This is a genomic window from Deefgea piscis (assembly GCF_019665785.1).
Classification (GTDB): Bacteria; Pseudomonadota; Gammaproteobacteria; order Burkholderiales; family Chitinibacteraceae; genus Deefgea.
The window spans coordinates 598,309-616,010 of record NZ_CP081149.1; the positions used below are offsets into that span (position 1 = coordinate 598,309).

General features: G+C 48.5%; 17 protein-coding genes. 12 read left to right on the plus strand and 5 right to left on the minus strand.

All coding sequences use genetic code 11. From position 1 onward, the window contains the following. The first annotated feature begins 70 nt into the window (after nt 1–70). The 5 genes from polA to K4H25_RS02895 all read left to right on the plus strand — a co-directional run bounded on the left by polA (nt 71) and on the right by K4H25_RS02895 (nt 5,438). Nucleotides 71–2,842: a DNA polymerase I gene (gene polA / locus K4H25_RS02875; protein ID WP_221021932.1), complete on the plus strand. Its 2,772-nt coding sequence runs from the start codon at nt 71–73 to the stop codon at nt 2,840–2,842. Between the two features lie 261 nt (nt 2,843–3,103). Continuing rightward, a complete protein-coding gene (locus K4H25_RS02880) occupies nt 3,104–3,517 on the plus strand; it encodes a hypothetical protein (protein ID WP_221021933.1) in 414 nt (137 codons plus the stop codon). A gap of 49 nt (nt 3,518–3,566) precedes the next feature. Beyond that, complete coding sequence (locus K4H25_RS02885) at nt 3,567–4,004, plus strand: rhodanese-like domain-containing protein (protein WP_221021934.1); 438 nt, start codon at nt 3,567–3,569, stop codon at nt 4,002–4,004. After that, complete coding sequence (locus K4H25_RS02890) at nt 3,988–4,599, plus strand: FMN-binding negative transcriptional regulator (RefSeq protein ID WP_221021935.1); 612 nt, start codon at nt 3,988–3,990, stop codon at nt 4,597–4,599. Before K4H25_RS02885 ends, K4H25_RS02890 begins: the two co-directional genes overlap by 17 nt. A gap of 104 nt (nt 4,600–4,703) precedes the next feature. Then, a complete protein-coding gene (locus tag K4H25_RS02895) occupies nt 4,704–5,438 on the plus strand; it encodes a GNAT family N-acetyltransferase (RefSeq protein ID WP_221021936.1) in 735 nt (244 codons plus the stop codon). Between the two features lie 7 nt (nt 5,439–5,445). Here K4H25_RS02895 and K4H25_RS02900 read toward each other — a convergent pair whose 3' ends face one another. The 3 genes from K4H25_RS02900 to K4H25_RS02910 form a co-directional block, all read right to left on the minus strand. Further along, nucleotides 5,446–6,318 (minus strand): DMT family transporter, encoded by an 873-nt coding sequence (locus K4H25_RS02900; RefSeq protein WP_221021937.1) that lies wholly within the window; start codon nt 6,316–6,318, stop codon nt 5,446–5,448. Between the two features lie 174 nt (nt 6,319–6,492). Beyond that, nucleotides 6,493–7,317: an undecaprenyl-diphosphate phosphatase gene (locus tag K4H25_RS02905; RefSeq protein WP_221021938.1), complete on the minus strand. Its 825-nt coding sequence runs from the start codon at nt 7,315–7,317 to the stop codon at nt 6,493–6,495. 393 nt (nt 7,318–7,710) lie between these two features. Continuing rightward, the gene (locus K4H25_RS02910) at nt 7,711–8,148 is read right to left on the minus strand and encodes a DciA family protein (RefSeq protein ID WP_221021939.1); all 438 of its coding nucleotides are present in this window, start codon (nt 8,146–8,148) and stop codon (nt 7,711–7,713) included. A gap of 14 nt (nt 8,149–8,162) precedes the next feature. Here K4H25_RS02910 and K4H25_RS02915 point away from each other — a divergent pair, with 14 nt between their 5' ends. The 6 genes from K4H25_RS02915 to K4H25_RS02940 all read left to right on the plus strand — a co-directional run bounded on the left by K4H25_RS02915 (nt 8,163) and on the right by K4H25_RS02940 (nt 14,530). Beyond that, the gene (locus K4H25_RS02915; protein WP_221021940.1) at nt 8,163–9,041 is read left to right on the plus strand and encodes a M23 family metallopeptidase; all 879 of its coding nucleotides are present in this window, start codon (nt 8,163–8,165) and stop codon (nt 9,039–9,041) included. A 221-nt stretch (nt 9,042–9,262) separates the two neighbouring features. After that, nucleotides 9,263–12,004, plus strand: a complete 2,742-nt coding sequence (gene secA / locus K4H25_RS02920; protein WP_221021941.1) for a preprotein translocase subunit SecA — start codon at nt 9,263–9,265, stop codon at nt 12,002–12,004. 335 nt (nt 12,005–12,339) lie between these two features. Further along, a complete protein-coding gene (locus K4H25_RS02925) occupies nt 12,340–12,765 on the plus strand; it encodes a GNAT family N-acetyltransferase (protein ID WP_221021942.1) in 426 nt (141 codons plus the stop codon). 124 nt (nt 12,766–12,889) lie between these two features. Then, nucleotides 12,890–13,396, plus strand: a complete 507-nt coding sequence (locus tag K4H25_RS02930) for a DinB family protein (RefSeq protein WP_221021943.1) — start codon at nt 12,890–12,892, stop codon at nt 13,394–13,396. Between the two features lie 32 nt (nt 13,397–13,428). Then, the gene (locus K4H25_RS02935) at nt 13,429–13,758 is read left to right on the plus strand and encodes a cupin domain-containing protein (RefSeq protein WP_221021944.1); all 330 of its coding nucleotides are present in this window, start codon (nt 13,429–13,431) and stop codon (nt 13,756–13,758) included. Between the two features lie 136 nt (nt 13,759–13,894). Next, entirely contained in the window at nt 13,895–14,530 is a 636-nt protein-coding gene (locus K4H25_RS02940; RefSeq protein WP_221021945.1) for a LysE family translocator, read from the plus strand. 30 nt (nt 14,531–14,560) lie between these two features. Here the strand turns inward: K4H25_RS02940 and K4H25_RS02945 are convergent, their stop codons facing one another. Both K4H25_RS02945 and K4H25_RS02950 read right to left on the minus strand, forming a co-directional pair. Beyond that, entirely contained in the window at nt 14,561–15,421 is an 861-nt protein-coding gene (locus K4H25_RS02945; protein WP_221021946.1) for an LpxL/LpxP family acyltransferase, read from the minus strand. Between the two features lie 129 nt (nt 15,422–15,550). After that, a complete protein-coding gene (locus K4H25_RS02950; RefSeq protein WP_221021947.1) occupies nt 15,551–16,426 on the minus strand; it encodes a lysophospholipid acyltransferase family protein in 876 nt (291 codons plus the stop codon). 83 nt (nt 16,427–16,509) lie between these two features. Here K4H25_RS02950 and metK point away from each other — a divergent pair, with 83 nt between their 5' ends. Continuing rightward, nucleotides 16,510–17,682, plus strand: coding sequence for a methionine adenosyltransferase (metK, locus tag K4H25_RS02955; RefSeq protein ID WP_221021948.1), 1,173 nt, complete (start codon nt 16,510–16,512; stop codon nt 17,680–17,682). Nucleotides 17,683–17,702 lie beyond the last annotated feature (20 nt).

The following is a 17,702-nucleotide window of genomic DNA, read 5'->3' on the forward strand; positions in this document are numbered from 1 at the left end:
CTTTGGCCTGAGTACGGCGTATAATGTGGGCTGCAATCCCCATTCTTACAACAGTATAGAGAATTCTCGCATGGCAACGCTGCTTTTAATCGATGGATCATCTTATTTGTATCGCGCTTTCCATGCGATTCGAGATTTAACCGCCCCCGATGGTACACCTAGCAATGCGCTGTATGGCTTTGTGAATATGTTGAAAAAACTGCGTCAGCAAACCCCTGCTGATTATATCGCGTGTGTGTTTGACGCTAAAGGACCAACATTTCGCGATGCACTTTATGATCAATATAAAGCGCAGCGGCCATCGATGCCCGATGAGCTACGCGTGCAAATCGCGCCGATTCATCAAGCCGTGGCCGCGTTTGGGATTCCGATTTTGATGGTGAATGGCGTTGAAGCCGACGATGTGATTGGCACGCTAGCGCGTGAAGCCAGTCGCCAAGGGGTTACGACGATTATGTCGACTGGCGATAAAGACATGGCGCAATTGGTGGATGAATACGCGCGTATCGAAAACAGCATGACCAGCGAAGTGCTACGCCGTGATGAAGTGTTTGCCAAATTTAATGTGTGGCCTGAGCAAATCGTGGATTATCTGGCATTGATTGGCGACACCGTGGACAACGTGCCGGGTGTGCCCAAATGCGGCCCAAAAACCGCGGCCAAATGGTTGGCTGAATATCAAACCTTGGATAATGTGATCGCTCATGCCGATGAAATCAAAGGCGTGGTGGGGCAAAATCTGCGCGATACCTTGGCGTGGCTGCCTATGGCCAAAGCCTTGGTGACGATTAAATGCGATGTCGATCTCAGTGTCGAAATCCCGCAAGGCATTGCCGATTTAGTACCAACAACTGAAGACAGCGCGACCTTATTGGCATTGTTTAAGCAGTTTGGCTTTCGCAGCTGGGTACGCGAATTAGAAAGTCGCACGCCTGCAGTCAGCAGCGGCAGTGACGATTTATTCGCAGAAAAAACCGAGGGTATTGCCACCACAGTAATAGCCGATGATGCACCGATTGAAATACCTGCCGCACCCAGCATTGAGCGGCATTATGTAACGATTCAAAGCGCAGCGCAGTTAAGCGATTGGCTAGCCAAAATCAATGCCGCAGCAATCACCGCTTTTGATACCGAAACCACTAGCCTAGACGCCATGCAGGCGCGCTTGGTGGGAATGTCTTTTTCGGTGACGGAAGGCGAGGCGGCGTATTTGCCGTTGGCGCATTGCGGGCCAGATCATGCCGAACAACTGCCGTTTGATGAAACTTTAGCCTTATTAAAACCGTGGTTAGAATCAACCCAGCACGGCAAAGTTGGGCAAAACCTGAAATACGATCAACACGTCTTGGCCAATTACGGCATTGAGCTGGCTGGCATTTGCGATGACACTTTATTGATGTCTTACGTGCTGGCCAGCCACGAAAAGCACAATATGGATGATCAAGCTGAACGTGAGCTGGGTGAAACGACGATTAAATACGCTGATATTTGCGGCAAAGGCGCTAAGCAAATTGGCTTTGCCGAAGTCGACGTTGATACCGCCACTCGGTATGCGGCGGAAGACGCCGATATTACTTTGCGTCTGGCGCATACCCTTAAACCGCGCTTAACTGGTCGGATGCTGGAAGTGTATCGCGACATCGAAATGCCATCGCGCGATGTGCTGTACATCATGGAGCGCAACGGCATTTTGCTTGATTCAGCTTTACTGCAAAAGCAAAGCCACGACATTGGTTTGCGCTTAATTGAATTAGAAAACCACGCTTACGAGCTGGCTGGCCAACCGTTTAATTTGGCTTCACCCAAGCAATTGGGCGAAATCTTTTTTGAAAAGCTGCAATTGCCGGTGATCAAAAAAACCCCGAAAGGCGCGCCATCCACCGACGAAGAAGTGTTAAGCGAATTGGCCAAAGATTATCCTCTGCCCAAAGTGCTGCTCGAGCATCGTAGTTTGTCGAAATTAAAATCCACGTATACCGACAAACTGCCCTTAATGGTGAATCCAAAAACTGGCCGGATTCATACCAGTTTTAATCAAACTGTTGCGGTCACTGGGCGTTTAAGCTCGTCCGAGCCAAATTTGCAAAATATCCCAGTGCGCACGTTAGAGGGCCGCAAAATTCGCGAAGCGTTTATCGCGCCAGCGGGCAGCAAAATTGTTTCGGCCGATTACTCGCAAATTGAGCTGCGAATTATGGCCCATTTATCTAACGACGCCGCGATGCTCAAAGCGTTTGAACAAGGCCAAGACATTCACAAAGCCACCGCGGCCGAAGTGTTTGGCATTGCGCTGGATGAAGTGAGCAGCGAGCAGCGCCGTTATGCCAAATCGATTAACTTTGGTTTGATTTACGGCATGGGCGTTTTTGGCTTGGCGCAGCAATTGGAAATCACCCGCGAAGCGGCAAAAACCTTTATCGAGCGCTATTTCAATCGCTTTTACAGCGTGGCCGATTATATGGAGCAAACGCGGCAATCGGTGCGCGAGCTGGGCTATGTCGAAACCGTGTTTGGTCGCCGTTTATGGCTGCCCGAAATCAAATCGAGCAACGGTGCCAAACGCGCCGGTGCCGAGCGCGCGGCGATTAACGGCCCAATGCAAGGCACTGCCGCCGATTTAATCAAATTGGCAATGATTGCCGTGGCCAAGTGGTTGGCTGATGAGCAATTAAACAGCAAGCTCTTACTGCAAGTACACGATGAATTGATCTTGGAAGTGCCAGAAGCCGAGCTCGAATTAGTCACCCGCAAACTGCCTGAAATCATGGCCAGCGTGGCACAACTGAAAGTGCCGTTACTGGCCGAAGTCGGCGTTGGCAATAATTGGGAAGAGGCGCATTAAGCCGAGCAGAGGGATTTAATCACAACCGCCAATTGACCTTGGCGGTTTTTTTATGCCAATTGGCATTGTTGATTGCTCTCTTATTTTGCTTGTGATGCGCATCTTGTTAATCGATGACAACAAGATAATTCATGGTGCTGTAGTAAGTCACTGCACTCGCCGTATAGTCGCTAGAGGATGCACAAGGTATTGGGTTTGACCTTGTTTTGAATAGGGCAGCAAGATTGCTGTGAGATTGATTGAGTTTTTTAAAGGTTAAGCATGCGGGATTTTTTATTGTTGGTGCATTTTTTGGGTTTGGTGCTTGGGGCAGGCTCTGGCTTTGCATTGTTTTTTATTGGCTATTTGGCGCAGCGTTGGCCAGCAGAGGCTAGGTGCGAGACGATGTTGCGCTTGTTTGCGCTGCGCTATGCCTCGTATGTTGGTTTATTGATGTTGGTGCTTTCGGGCGGCGCTTTATTGCGACCTTACTCCGCGCATTTAGCGCAGATGCCGTGGCTGTGGTTAAAAGCGATTGCAGTCATCGTCATTGTGATTTGCGCCGTGCTCGGTATTTGGCGGATGCGGCAAGTGCCGCAGCAACCGGCGGCTTTATTGCGCTTGCCGATACTAGGCAAAGTGAGTTTGGCCGCCAGTGTGTTGGCGATTTTGGCTGCGGTCATGGCGTTTTCTTAAAAGTCAGTGCTGAGTGATTGAGTCGTAAACGATCAATGGGGAGAAAAAAATGAGTGCAGTATTAGCCAGTGGTTTAGCAACGGCGAGTGAGTCGGCGCAGTTTTTTGCCGCGCAATTGCAGTTTCGTACTGATGCTGCGGATTTAGCGGCAGATTTAATCGCGGGTGAAGCGCGGATTGTGGTGATTGATACGCGCTCAACGGCAGCGTATCAGGCGGGGCATATTCCCGGCGCTTTGAGTGTGCCACATCGCACGATGACTGCAGAATCGACCGCCAATTGGGATCGTCAGCAGGTCTATGTGTGTTATTGCGACGGGATTGGTTGCAATGGCTCGACATGGGGCGCGTATAAATTGGCCAAGCTGGGGTTTCAGGTCAAGGAGCTTATCGGTGGTTTGCGTTATTGGCAGCAAGATGGTTATGCCGTGGCGACGGGTGATGCGGCTGGGGTATTGATGGCTAATACAATTGATTGCGCGTGTTGATATGTATACCCCACCACATTTTGCAGTAACAGATCGCGCGCGTTTATTGCATTTAATTGCTGCGCATCCGCTGGCGAGCTTGGTGCAATCGACTAAGGATGGGCTTAGCGCCAATGTGATTCCGCTGTATTGGGTCGATGACGGCTCAGAACTGGGCGTATTGCGTGGCCATGTGGCGCGGAAAAACCCGCTGCGGCAAGAGACCGATTCGGCCATTTTGGCGCTGTTTCAAGCGGGGGATGGCTATGTGTCGCCGTCATTTTATCCAAGCAAAGCGCGTGATCCACGCGTGGTGCCAACGTGGAATTATGCGCTGGTGCAGATTAAAGGCACTTTACGTGCGATGGACGATGTGGATGAAGTTCGCGCCATTGTGTCGCACATGACGGCGCAGCATGAAGCTGGGCGCGATCGGCTTTGGCATCTCGACGAAGCACCGGCGGATTTTATCCAAAAAATGTTGGCGGCGATTGTGGGTATCGAAATCAAGATTGAACAAATTAGCGGTAAATTTAAGCTCAGCCAAAATCAAAGCGCAGAAAATCAAGCGGGTATTGCCGCGCAATTGGCGGCGCCATGGGCCGTGGCTCGCTGACGTTGGCTCTCCACGCTGGATCGATTTTCACGGCGAAGGCGTATGGCACAACGCACAGTCGCCGCGTCAACGTGGCGGCAAAACTAACACCATAGGAATTATCGATGCCAATCAATGAATTTAATCAGCCGGTGGGCGACATTGTTGCCAATTGGCAGGGGGCGCCTTTTCCGCCGTGGCGGGAGTTGCAAGGTTGGGGTTGCCGCGTTGAGCCACTTAACGCGGCGCAACATGCCGCCAGTTTATGGCAGGCATTTAGCGCCGATAGTGGCGCATTATGGACGTATTTTAGTGCTGGGCCGTATGCTGATTTGGCGGCATTTGAGCATGAATTAAGCCTGCGCGCACAGCTACAAGACCCGCAGTATTACGCGATTGTCGATGCGCAATCGGGCGCGGCCTTGGGCTTGGCGGCGTATTTGCGGATTGCGCCAGCCGCTGGATCGATTGAAATCGGCTGGCTGCATTTTTCACCGGCGTTACAAGGCACGCGTTTGGCCACAGCGGCGATGGTGCTACTGATGCAAAACGCTTTTGCTCTGGGCTATCGGCGCTATGAATGGAAGTGCAATGCGCTGAATGCACCATCACGGCGAGCCGCGCAGCGTTTAGGCTTTAGTTTTGAAGGGATTTTTCGGCAAGCCGCCGTTAATAAAGGCCGCAATCGAGATACAGCGTGGTTTTCAGTGATCGACGCCGAATGGCCAGCTTTATCGGCGGTGTTCACTGCTTGGTTAAATGACGACAATTTTGCCGCCAATGGCCAGCAAAAACAGTCTTTATCCACGCTGACTTTGCCCTTTGTTGCTCAGCGAGATCCAAATAGCGTATCTGCGTGAGATGAGTTTATTCGGTGATGGGTATTGCTGGCACCAGCGCAATCAGTAACGCGGCCAGCAAGATACCCACGCCGCCTAGCCATTGCAGCATGGATAATTGCTCGCCGAGTATAAACGCGGCGAGTAATACGCTCACGACGGGCTCCAAGGTTGACAGCGTTGCCGCTTCGCTGGCGGATAAATAATCCAAACCGGCCAAAAAGGCAAAAATCGCCACCACCGTTGAAATTAGCGCAATCGCCACCGTCGCCGACCAGCTCGCCGTCGTGGTGGGCCAAGTGGGCTCGCTCCAAAGTGTGCTCAGCCATAAGCTGCCCGCTGCCGACAGCATCACCACGGTAGCTGCCGGTAAAGCGCCCACGCTGCGACTTAATCGACTACCGGCAATGATATATGCCGAATACACCACGGCCGCAGATAGACCAAAGACGATACCTAGCCACTGTCCATTGGCTGGGCCAATGGTGAGCATCAGGCTAAAGCAAGCTAAACCTAAGGCGATCAGCGTATGCATGGATAGCTTTTCTTTCCACCACCATGCGCAGGCCAGTGTGACCAATACGGGATAAACATAGAGCAGCAAAGCCGCTAAGGCGGCAGAGCCGTGGCGTAGCGCGGAAAAATAGCAAAAAGCTTGTCCAACATAGCCAATCCCACCCATAACCATCAGACTGAACAAAGTGCGCCCACGTGGCCATGGCGCTCGGCGTACCAGCATAATCATCAGCATGACGAAGCCGGCGAGCGTAAAGCGAATCAGCAGCAGCCCTTGTGTATTGATACCGCTATCGAAGGCCCAACGACCAAAAATCGGCATCCAACCAAAAGCAACGGCGGATAAAACAATCAAGAAAATACCGTTACGGCGATCAACAGTCATTGAGTGAGCGGCAAAAGCGAACAATCAAAGAGTATGTCAAACAAGCATGCTAAATGACTAATTTGGCGGTAACTGTTGTTGTAACGGCGTATGTCGTAATCAAAAAAATCCCGTCATGGTTGGCGGGATAAGTTTGAAAGTCTACGCAAAGTCTAAAGGTCACAGATTACTTAATTAAGCCGTCCAGTTCACCAAGCCAAAATACCAAGTGCCCAGTACGACTAAGCCAAAGGCGATGCGATACCAGGCGAAGACGATAAAGGTATGCGTTGAGATGAATTTGATTAAGGCGCGAATCGCGATAAAGGCGAAAACAAAGGACGCCAAAAAGCCAACGGCAAACACACCAAAGTCGTCCATGCTCAGCTCATTGCGGTGTTTGAGCAGGCTATAAATCGACGCAGCACCGAGCGTAGGAATCCCCAAAAAGAACGAGAATTCAGTCGCCGCTTTGCGCGATAGTCCTAAAAACATGCCGCCAATAATCGTTGCGCCCGAACGGCTGGTGCCGGGAATCAAGGCTAAGCATTGGCATAGGCCGACTTTGATGGCGTCTTTAAGGCTGATGTCGTCCACAGTGGCAACGGTGATTTTATGCTGGCGTTTTTCGGCCCATAAAATAATCAAACCGCCAATGATAAACATGCTGGCAACGGGAATCGGTTGAAATAAATGCGCTTTAATGGTTTTACTAAACATCAAACCCAAGATGGCCGCAGGAATAAAGGCAATGATGATGCCTAGAAATAAATTGCGCTCATTGCCCGGGCGCTGAATACCCGATAGCGTGGTGCAGAGTTTGGCGCGGTATTCCCACATCACAGCCATCATTGCGCCAAGTTGAATAAAGATTTCATAAACGTCACGTTTTTCTTTGCTCAAAAAATTGAGCATATCGCCAGTTAAAATCAAATGACCGGTCGATGAAATTGGCAGGAATTCGGTAATCCCTTCAACCAAACCCATGATGAGGGAATGAAATAATAAAATCGGATCCATGCTGGTGCTCAGTGGGTTGATAGATGGGGTGGGATTATAAGCGGGTGCGGGGGTGATATTGTAATTTGTCGGTAAAAAAATCACAGCATCGACTTTTGCTGCTTACGCCGTGCATACTGGCGTGAGTACGAGGCTGGGTTGGCTCGAAGGGGTGGGGATCAAGGCTTGAAGGTTTCATTACTCTTTGTGAATATTTACACCAGACTTGTTAAAGTCTATCCATGTCCCCAGTTTTGATAGGGAGTGTGCAAGGCGTAAATGCATTTTGTTCATCTCCTCCCTGATTTGACCGGGCACCTTGGGTGCCCGTTTTTTTTGCCTTGTTAGATATCCCATCCACAAATCATCTAGTACGGCAGGGCCGCAGACATTTAAAAATGAGTCCAGCAGATGTTAGCGGCGATGATGTTTAAGCAGGCTCGCCAGTGCGGCTTTGAGTGCGGGATCATCGACTTTTTGACTTAGCTCATCAATCGCTGTTTGAGCGACCTCAGGTATTTGTAAGTTCTTGGTTTGGATCGGGTTTCCATGTTGTAATGCAACTTGCACCTTGGGCTTAATTGCGGTAGCGTGCCAACCGGCTGCGTCCAATGCGCGCAAAATATCCGGCGCAGCTTGTCGTAGGCGCGTTCCGGCAGCGCTAAAGGGTACGGCGATCATTAGCTCAGTGCCCGCCCAAGCCACGCCTTGGCAGACATTGGCCACTTCGGGCGGCAGCGCGCTACGAACAATGTCCAAAATTTGATTGAGTGTATCGACCTGTTGCACCAAACGTTTGAGTTGAAAGTCACGATGGAGCAAGCGGTCAAATGAGGGGTTTTTATGATACATAAGCAGCGCATCGTATGAATATCATTGTGGTTTCCAGTCGTCTTGATAAAGCGATTTCACTGGGGCAGCGAGAACTCTTGGCTCTAGGTTTAATTTTAACGCTATTAGTCGGTGCTGCGGCATTTGGTTTAGGGATGTTGTTTGCGCCCAATCGCGTCGAGCCCTTATTGCGTTTAATGCCGGGCCAACACGCTCGGCAAGGTGAAATTGACGCTTTGGCGGTGCAAGTGGGTGAGTTACAAGCCAAGTTAACGCGTTTGGATGGTTTGGCGGCGCGAGTGGGGGACAAAACCGGTATTGATGTGCAACCGTTTTTAAGTCGCAATGCTGTGCCACAAGGCGGCTTGGCCGCACCAGGAGCATCGTTTACTGTGCCGAGCTTGGCACAAGTATTAGATCAAACATCAGGCAAAATGTCGGCGCTGATTGATCAGCTGACTTTGGCCGAAGCGGTGTTATTAACGCCAAATTCTGAGCATTTACCACGGCATTCCCCGATGCTGGCTCCGCCACAGTCATCGAGCTTTGGCTGGCGAGTTGATCCATTTAATGGCTCGCAAGTGTTTCATGAAGGGGTGGATTTTCAAGGCAGTACCGGAACACCAGTGAGTGCTGCCGCGACAGGCAAGGTGGTGTATGCGGCTTACCACCCTCAGTATGGTAATATGGTCGAGCTTGATCATGGTAATGACTTAACTAGTCGCTATGCCCATGGTAGCCGCTTGATGGTGAAATCAGGGGATACGGTAAAGGCGGGAGACCCCGTGATTTTATTGGGTAGTACTGGTCGATCAACAGGGCCACATTTGCATTTTGAAATTCGCTATCGTGGCGTTGCACAAAATCCGCTGCGTTTTATCGATTCTAATTCGTCAGCATTGGCGCAAAAATAAAGCGAAGTCGAACAACTGCTGGTCTGTTTCATGCCCTGATCGATCTTCATCATGCTGATGATGGCACTTAAGGTATTAATTTTTTACCTGAGTATTTAAGAAAATGATTGTGGCTTGAAATTTTGTAAGCATGCAACCATATAGCTTTAATAGCTTGATAAAACGCCGATGTATTTATTTATAACTAAAGTCTGCAAAAGACCAAACGCTGGTAGCACAAGATGATCTCAACTCTGCTTAAAAAAGTTTTCGGAAGCCGTAACGACCGTTTGCTCAAACAATACGGTGTCATCGTAAAGCAGATTAATGCGCTTGAGCCGCAGATGGTGGCTTTGTCGGATGAGGCGCTGCGTGCAAAAACAGATGAATTTAAGGCGCGCTTAGCGAAGGGCGAAACCTTAGATCAAATTTTGCCCGAAGCTTTTGCGGTGTGCCGAGAAGGTGCGAAGCGCAGCTTAGGTTTACGTCATTTTGATGTTCAGCTGATTGGTGGCTTGGTTCAGCATCAAGGCAAGATTTCCGAAATGCGTACCGGTGAAGGTAAAACGCTGGTAGCCACCTTGGCGGCTTATTTAAATGCCTTGTCGGGTAAAGGCGTTCACGTGATTACCGTGAATGATTATTTGGCTAAGCGTGACCGCGACACAATGGCGACATTGTTCGAATTTTTGGGTATGACGTGTGGCGTTAACTTGGGCCAAATGGCGCATGAAGACAAAAAAGCCGCTTACGAATCCGACATCACTTACGGCACGAATAACGAATTTGGCTTTGATTATCTACGCGACAATATGGTGTTTACACCGGCTGAGCGTGTACAACGTGGTTTGAATTTTGCCATTGTCGATGAAGTGGATTCGATTTTGATCGACGAAGCGCGTACGCCGTTGATTATCTCGGGCCCTGCTGACGATAATACCGAGTTGTATTTGGCAATGAATGGCATTCCAGCGCAATTGGTCGCACAAACGGTTGAAGACGGCGAAGGCGATTATTGGGTTGATGAAAAAGCCCATTCAGTGATGTTGTCTGAAGCTGGCCATGAGAAAGTAGAAGCTATCTTGGGTGAAATGGGTTTATTGCCCGTTGGCGAAAGCTTGTATGGCGCTGCCAATATCAATTTAATCCATCATTTAAATGCCGCTTTGCGCGCTCACACCTTGTTTGTAAAAGACCAGCACTATGTAGTGATGGATGGCGATGTGATTATCGTTGACGAACATACTGGCCGTTTGATGTCGGGTCGTCGTTGGTCTGAAGGCTTGCATCAAGCTGTTGAAGCTAAAGAAGGCGTTGAAATCCAACAAGAAAACCAAACGCTGGCAACGATTACCTTACAAAATTACTTCCGTATGTACGCTAAATTATCCGGCATGACTGGTACTGCCGATACTGAAGCGTATGAATTCCAGCAAATTTATGGTTTGGAAACCGTCATTATTCCAACCAATAAACCCATGCTGCGCGATGATCGACAAGATCAAGTATTTAAAACCGCGAATGAAAAATACAAAGCCATTATCGCCGATATCAAGGGCTGCGTAGAGCGCGGTCAGCCAACGTTGGTGGGTACCACATCGATTGAGCAATCAGAATTACTCTCGGGTATTTTGACTGCCGATGGCATTGCCCATAATGTGTTGAATGCCAAACACCATGCCAAAGAAGCGCAAATTGTTGCGCAAGCCGGTAGCGCAGGCCAAGTAACGATTGCCACCAATATGGCCGGTCGTGGTACCGATATTGTGCTCGGCGGTAGTATTGAGCGGGAAATCAAAGAAATCGAGCACGATGAGTCACTCGATGCCGCAGCCAAAGCCGCGCAAATTGCGGCTCTGAAAGCCGAATGGCAAATTAAACACGATGCAGTGCTAGCCGCAGGTGGTTTGCACATCATCGGTACCGAGCGCCATGATTCACGCCGTATCGACAATCAGTTGCGCGGTCGTTCAGGTCGTCAAGGTGATCCAGGCTCAAGCCGTTTCTACTTGTCGCTCGAAGACACGTTATTGCGTATTTTTGCTGGTGATCGCGTGGCCTACGTGATGGACAAGCTCAAAATGCCAGAAGGCGAGCCAATTGAAGCGGGTATGGTGTCGCGCGCCATTGAGTCAGCACAACGTAAAGTCGAAGGCCGTAACTTCGATATGCGTAAACAATTGCTGGAATACGATGATGTATCTAATGAGCAGCGTAAAGCCATTTATGGCCAACGTAATGAAATTCTAGAAAGCGAAGAAGTATCCGCGACGATTAACGCGATGCGTGATAGCGCGATTGCCGATATGTTTGATCAATATATTCCACCGAACTCGATGGATGAGTTGTGGGATGCCGCTGGTTTGCAAGCCGCCTTGGCTGAAATGCAAATTGAAGTGGATATCACTGGCTGGGTGGCCAATGAAACTACTCTGACCATTGATGACATGAAAACGCGGATCTTGGCTGCAGCCAAAGCCGCATATGACAGTAAAGTTGAACAAGCCGGTGAAACCAACTTCCGTCATTTTGAACGCTCAGTGTTGTTGCAGCACGTTGATCAGCAATGGCGCGATCATTTGTCAGCGCTGGATCATTTGCGTCAAGGGATTCATTTGCGCGGTTACGCACAAAAAAATCCGAAGCAAGAATACAAACGTGAAGCGTTTGAATTGTTCTCTAGCTTGCTCGATTCAATTAAGCGCAATGTGTTGAAAGTGATTATGACGGTGCAAATTCGTGGCCCAGAAGATGTGCCAGAAGTGCAGCAACATGAAGTGCCAGAGTCAGCGATGCAGTTTTCGCACGAAGCTTTAGAAGAAATCTTGGCCAGTGGCGACGAAGAACAAATTCGTGAAGCTTTAATGGCGGCGATGCAAGAAGATAGCGGAGTAAAAATCCAATTCTCAGGCGTTGGCCGTAATGATCCTTGCCCATGTGGTTCAGGCAAAAAATACAAACATTGTCATGGCCAATTAGCTTAAGCCATTGATTTAAAAAATCCCGCGTTTATCGCGGGATTTTTTTTGCGCTAAAAATCTGTATTTAAATTGGATTAAATATTCGGGATTAAAAATAAAAATTGACCTTGCGAAAGTGGTCGTTTTTAATCTCCGTGGTATTTATATTGCATGTTTTAGGATGGGTCTGGATTTAGTGCGGAATCTTGTTCAATTTATCCACCCAAACTCATCGAATGTCGCCACCGAGCTTACCAATTTAGCCACAGCCAAACTTGGATTGCAGCCCACTTTGATTTACGGGTTTAAACTACCCGATAGGCCGCAGTCGGCCAAATGCAGACATACCAAGGATAAGAATGAACAGCGCATACCTTAGACCTATGCTGATAAGTGACTATCAAGCTGTATTTAGCCTTTGGTTGGCCACTGAAGGTATGGAACTGATTGAAGACGACAATGAAGCCGGAATTGCGCTGTATTTACAGCGCAACCCGTGCACCTGTCTAGTTGCAGAGTTTCAAGGTGAAGTAGTAGGTTCATTGTTGTGCGGTCATGATGGACGCCGCGCAATTCTTCGTCATTTAGCCATTCGAAATGATTTCCGTGGACAAGGTATTGCTCGGCAATTGGTCGAGACTTGTATGGACGCACTGACCGCAGAAGGTATACGCCGTTGTAATTTATTTGTACTCGATAACAATCCAACTGGTGCCGCGTTCTGGGCATATCTCGGGTGGCTAAAACTGCCCGATAATTACCAAACATTGCAGCGTATGGTTTAGCCGTATTACTGCCGCTTTGGGTCGAGAGCAGTAGCTCAAGACGGCCAGAAGCAGCCCCTAGTGTATTAAGGCTAATTACAAAATAATTAATTAATTTAAATAAAAATTTAAAGCTGAGATGAGAATGAGCAATACTAGTCTACTTAAATCATTATTTAAGTACAAAGCATGGGCAAATGAAGAGTTATTCAATTCCCTACAACAATTAGATGAGAACACCCACCAAGCTGAACTACACGCGGCCATTCGAATTCTCAATCATATCTATGTCGTAGACCGATTGTTCGTCGCTAATTTGCAGGGGACACCTCCCGAATATACTGCAACAAATACGACAGAGACGCCTAATTTTAATTCTCTGCTTACTTCTGTTCGTAATACTGACCTTTGGTATATTGAATATACAGAGAAGATAAGCGAGTCGGAGTTGAATGAGGTTGTTAATTTCACTTTTGTTGATGGTGATTTTGGCAGTATGTCTCGCGAGGAAATGCTTGCCCATATTGTCACACACGGCAATTATCATCGTGGTGCAGTTGGACGCATAATGGCTCAATTGTCCATCGCACCTCCTCGGGATATTTATTCAAGATTTCTTCATGCTTCAGAGCCAAATCGCAGAAATAATTAACTACTCAAATTTCCTAACTGCAAACCTTTTATATGAAAAAACTTTTGCGGACTTCTCGCCCAATAAATGAAAAAATCAACTTAAATGCACAAGCACTATCGCTGTCACATGCATGGCGCTCGACAATTTTAGGGCAAGCTGCGGGTGCAAATATCAAAGTTCTACGAATGGATGAATCAAAATTTTCCGAAGAAGTTCATGATTTTGACGAAGCTTTAATTGTGCTTGAAGGAAAAATGAATTTATCACTAAATGGCTCCTGTGTTGAGGTTAATGCTGGTGAGTTATTTATTGTTCAAGCTGGCATTCTGCATGCGGTAGAAGCTGGGAGTTATGGCACCTTGATTATTGTTGATAAGTAATAAATTGTTCCGCTTTGGGTCGGGTGCTGCCGCTCAACTCACTGGATAAATTCGTGAGCGTGGGTGGCGGTATCCAATAAGAACGGGTGGATAAATTGATAAGAATCTGCATTTAGAAATCGACAAAGGTAAATGAATGTTTGGTATTCATGATTTAGGCTTGTTTATGATTTCGGGTTTATTGCTCAATATGGCACCGGGCCCTGATTCATTATTAATCGTCACGCGTAGTGCGGCGCAAGGCTGGCGCGCAGGCTCGGCTGCAGCATTGGGAATTGGTAGCGGTACGCTGATTCATATTATTGGCGCGGCTTTAGGTTTATCTGCAATTTTAGCGACTTCGGCGACTGCATTTTCAATTGTGAAATATATCGGTGCGATTTATTTGTTGTATATCGGCGTTGGTTTATTACTGAGTAAATCTACGGCAGTGACAGCGGTTGCTGATGAAACTTTAGCGCCATTATCATTACGGCGTATTTATGTACAGGGCTTGTTGACGAATTTATTTAACCCTAAAGTCGCGATTTTCTTTTTGGCTTTTGTTCCGCAATTTATTAGCCCGCAAGCGGAAAATAAAGCCCTCGCCTTTATTATTTTGGGTTGTATTTTTAATTTAAATGGCATGCTGTGGTGCCATTTACTTGCCGTGACCTCGGCCATGGCCAGCCAGCGTTTGCAAGCGAGTCGCGCAGTGAGTCAATGGTTAAATCGACTCATCGGTGCGCTATTTATTTCATTTGGGATTAAATTGGCCTTGGTTGACCGTTGATGCGTTCTTGTTGGGGATTGCGGGCAGAACTTAATAAAAACTCGCTTCGCCCTCAGGCCGCGTTTTAAAGCGCCGATGTAACCAATAATATTGGCTAGGGTGTTCGCGGGCGATGTCTTCGATAAATTGATTCATTCGCGTGGTGTCGGCGAGCATATCGCCGCTCGGGAAGTTCTCCCAAGCTGGGTAGTAGCGCGAAACGACATGGCCTTTGGCGATGGTGGTGATGACCGGTACGACAGCGGCATCGGTCATTTCGGCGAGTTTACCTAGCATTGGCAAGGTGGCGGTGGGGATGCCAAAGAACGGCGCAAAAATCGATTGCTGCGGCCCCATATCTTGATCGGGTAGGTAATAAAAAGGCAGTTTTGATTTTAATGTGCGAACAATCGAGCGGATGCCGGCGCTGCGTTTAATCAGTTGCGGATTATTGTAGCGCGAGCGGATTTTAAGGCTGATTTCATGAAACACACCGCGCTGCTCGGCGTACATGCTGCTGCCTTGATGATCCATGATAAAACCCATGCCGCCAAAATCGAGCCCTAAAAAATGCGGGACCAACATAATGATCGGCCGATCTTGGACTGCGGTGAAGTTTTCAAAGCCTTCGATATGTATCAGTCTGCGTAGCCTGTTTTTACTGCCGTGTAGCAAGATACTGTAGCCCAGTAATGTGCTGGTCATTTGAATAAAATGTTGGCGCAGCACGGCGCGGCGCTGCTTTTCTGTCCATTCTGGAAAACATAGCCGCAAATTAGTGAGCCCGACTTTGCGCCGACCACTGATGACGAAAAAAAGTAGCGACCCCAAAGGAATCGCAATCCATTGCATTACACGAAATGGCAGTAAATGCAGTAGCCAAAGCAGAGCGATGGTGAGTTTAAGTTTCATGCTGACTCCGAGCAGCGCGTAGACAAAATCGCGCTGAAAAATACGCTCCATTCCAAGCCGTCATTGACTGTGAGCGGCGATCGCGGCGGTGCTGATGCGTTATTTGGGATGGATTTAGACAAATGCAAGTTACGCAGCATCCGGCGGTAATGGTGCGCCCGCTGGGTGTTTGTAACGACTGTAGCTCCAGAAATATTGCGCTGGCACTTGGCGGATCAGGTCTTCTAAATTTTGGTTGAGGACTGTGGCGTCATGTTCGGTGTCCCCATTGAGTTCGCCGACAAACGGTTGCACATGAAAACGGTAGCCTTTGCCAATCCCTAGTCGCTCGACATAACACGGCAAAATAATGGCATTGCTCGATTTTACTAATTTAGATAACAGGGTCATGGTGTAAGCAGGGCGACCAAAAAACGGCGCCCAAACGCCTTCACCACCGCCGGGGGCTTGATCGGGCAGTAAATAAGCCACACCCCCTTGCTTGAGGGTTTTAAGCAACACGCGCACCCCAGAAGCATTAGCCGGTGCAGGTTCGGCGCCACTACGCGAGCGCGAGTAAATCATCAATGGCTCAAGATAAGCTTGTTTAGGTGGACGGTATAGCGGTGCAAGCTTTTTAGGGATTAAGCCAGCGACACATACCCCTACCATTTCTAGTGCACCTAAATGTGGTGAAACAAAAATAATCGGTCGCTCGGTTTTGAGTGCCGCTTCGACGTGTTCCCAGCCGGTTTTTTCATGCACCAGCGTTAGCAGTTCAGGAATCGGTCGCATCCAGTGCGCCAACAGCTCAGTGGCGGCGATACCGTGCTCAGGAATACTTGAGCGAAGTAATCGGGTATAATCCATACTATTTTTCGCAATCGCACTTTGCGTGAGGTTGCTACGTAGGACTTTGCGATGGTGGGCACTGCCCAACCAGACAAGCCAGCCGAGCAACCAACCGAGCGCTTGCAGTAAGGGCAGCGGCAATTTAGCCAATAATTTGCAGAACGTAAGCAGCATAATTCGATGAAAACTGTGATTTAAGGCCTGATTGTAGCTGCGATTGGCTCATTTGGGGTCATGTAACCGAGGGTAATACACGAATGAAAGACTTTTTATTTACTTCTGAATCTGTTTCAGAAGGCCATCCTGATAAAGTTGCCGATCAAATTTCGGATGCAATCTTGGATGCCATTTTCACCCAAGACAAATATGCCCGAGTTGCGGCAGAGACTTTAGTCAATACCGGTTTAGTGGTTTTGGCGGGTGAAATCACCACGCATGCCAATGTCGATTACATCCAAATTGCGCGCGATACCATTAAGCGTATTGGTTATGATCATTCGGACATCGGTTTTGACTACAAAACATGTGCTGTTTTGGTGGCCTACGATAAGCAATCTCCAGACATTGCCCAAGGTGTGAATGAAGGCGAAGGCCTTGATTTAGACATGGGCGCTGGCGATCAAGGCTTGATGTTTGGTTATGCCTGCGATGAAACAGCACAATTAATGCCAGCGCCAATTTATTACGCGCATCGTTTGATGCAGCGCCAAGCTGAATTGCGTAAAGATGGCCGTTTGCCATGGTTGCGCCCGGATGCGAAATCGCAAGTGACGCTGCGTTACGATGGCGAAACTGGCAAAGTGAAAGAAATCGACACCATCGTATTGTCGACGCAACACCATCCTGATGTATCACACGCGCAATTGAGCGAAGCGGTGATTGAAGAAATCATCAAACCGGTGATGCCAAAAGAATGGCTGACGGCCAATACCAAATTCTTGGTCAACCCAACAGGTCGCTTTGTCATTGGCGGCCCAATGGGCGATTGCGGTTTGACCGGTCGTAAGATCATTGTCGACACCTACGGTGGCGCTGCGCCGCACGGTGGTGGTGCTTTCTCGGGTAAAGACCCAAGTAAAGTGGATCGCTCGGCCGCTTATGCGATGCGCTATGTGGCAAAAAACATCGTAGCGGCAGGCATTGCTAAGCAATGCTTGGTGCAGGTGTCATACGCAATTGGTGTGGCGCAACCAGTGTCGATCATGGTTGATACTTGGGATACCGGTGTGATTCCAAACGATCAAATCGTCGACATTATCAAAGAAAACTTTGATTTGCGTCCGAAAGGCATTATCAAAATGCTCGATTTGCTGCGCCCAATCTATAGCCGCACTGCGGCGTACGGCCATTTTGGCCGTGACGAACCTGATTTTTCTTGGGAACGTACTGATAAGGTCGAACAGCTCAAAGCGGCAGCTGGCTTAAAGTGATACAAAGAGGAATTCGCACT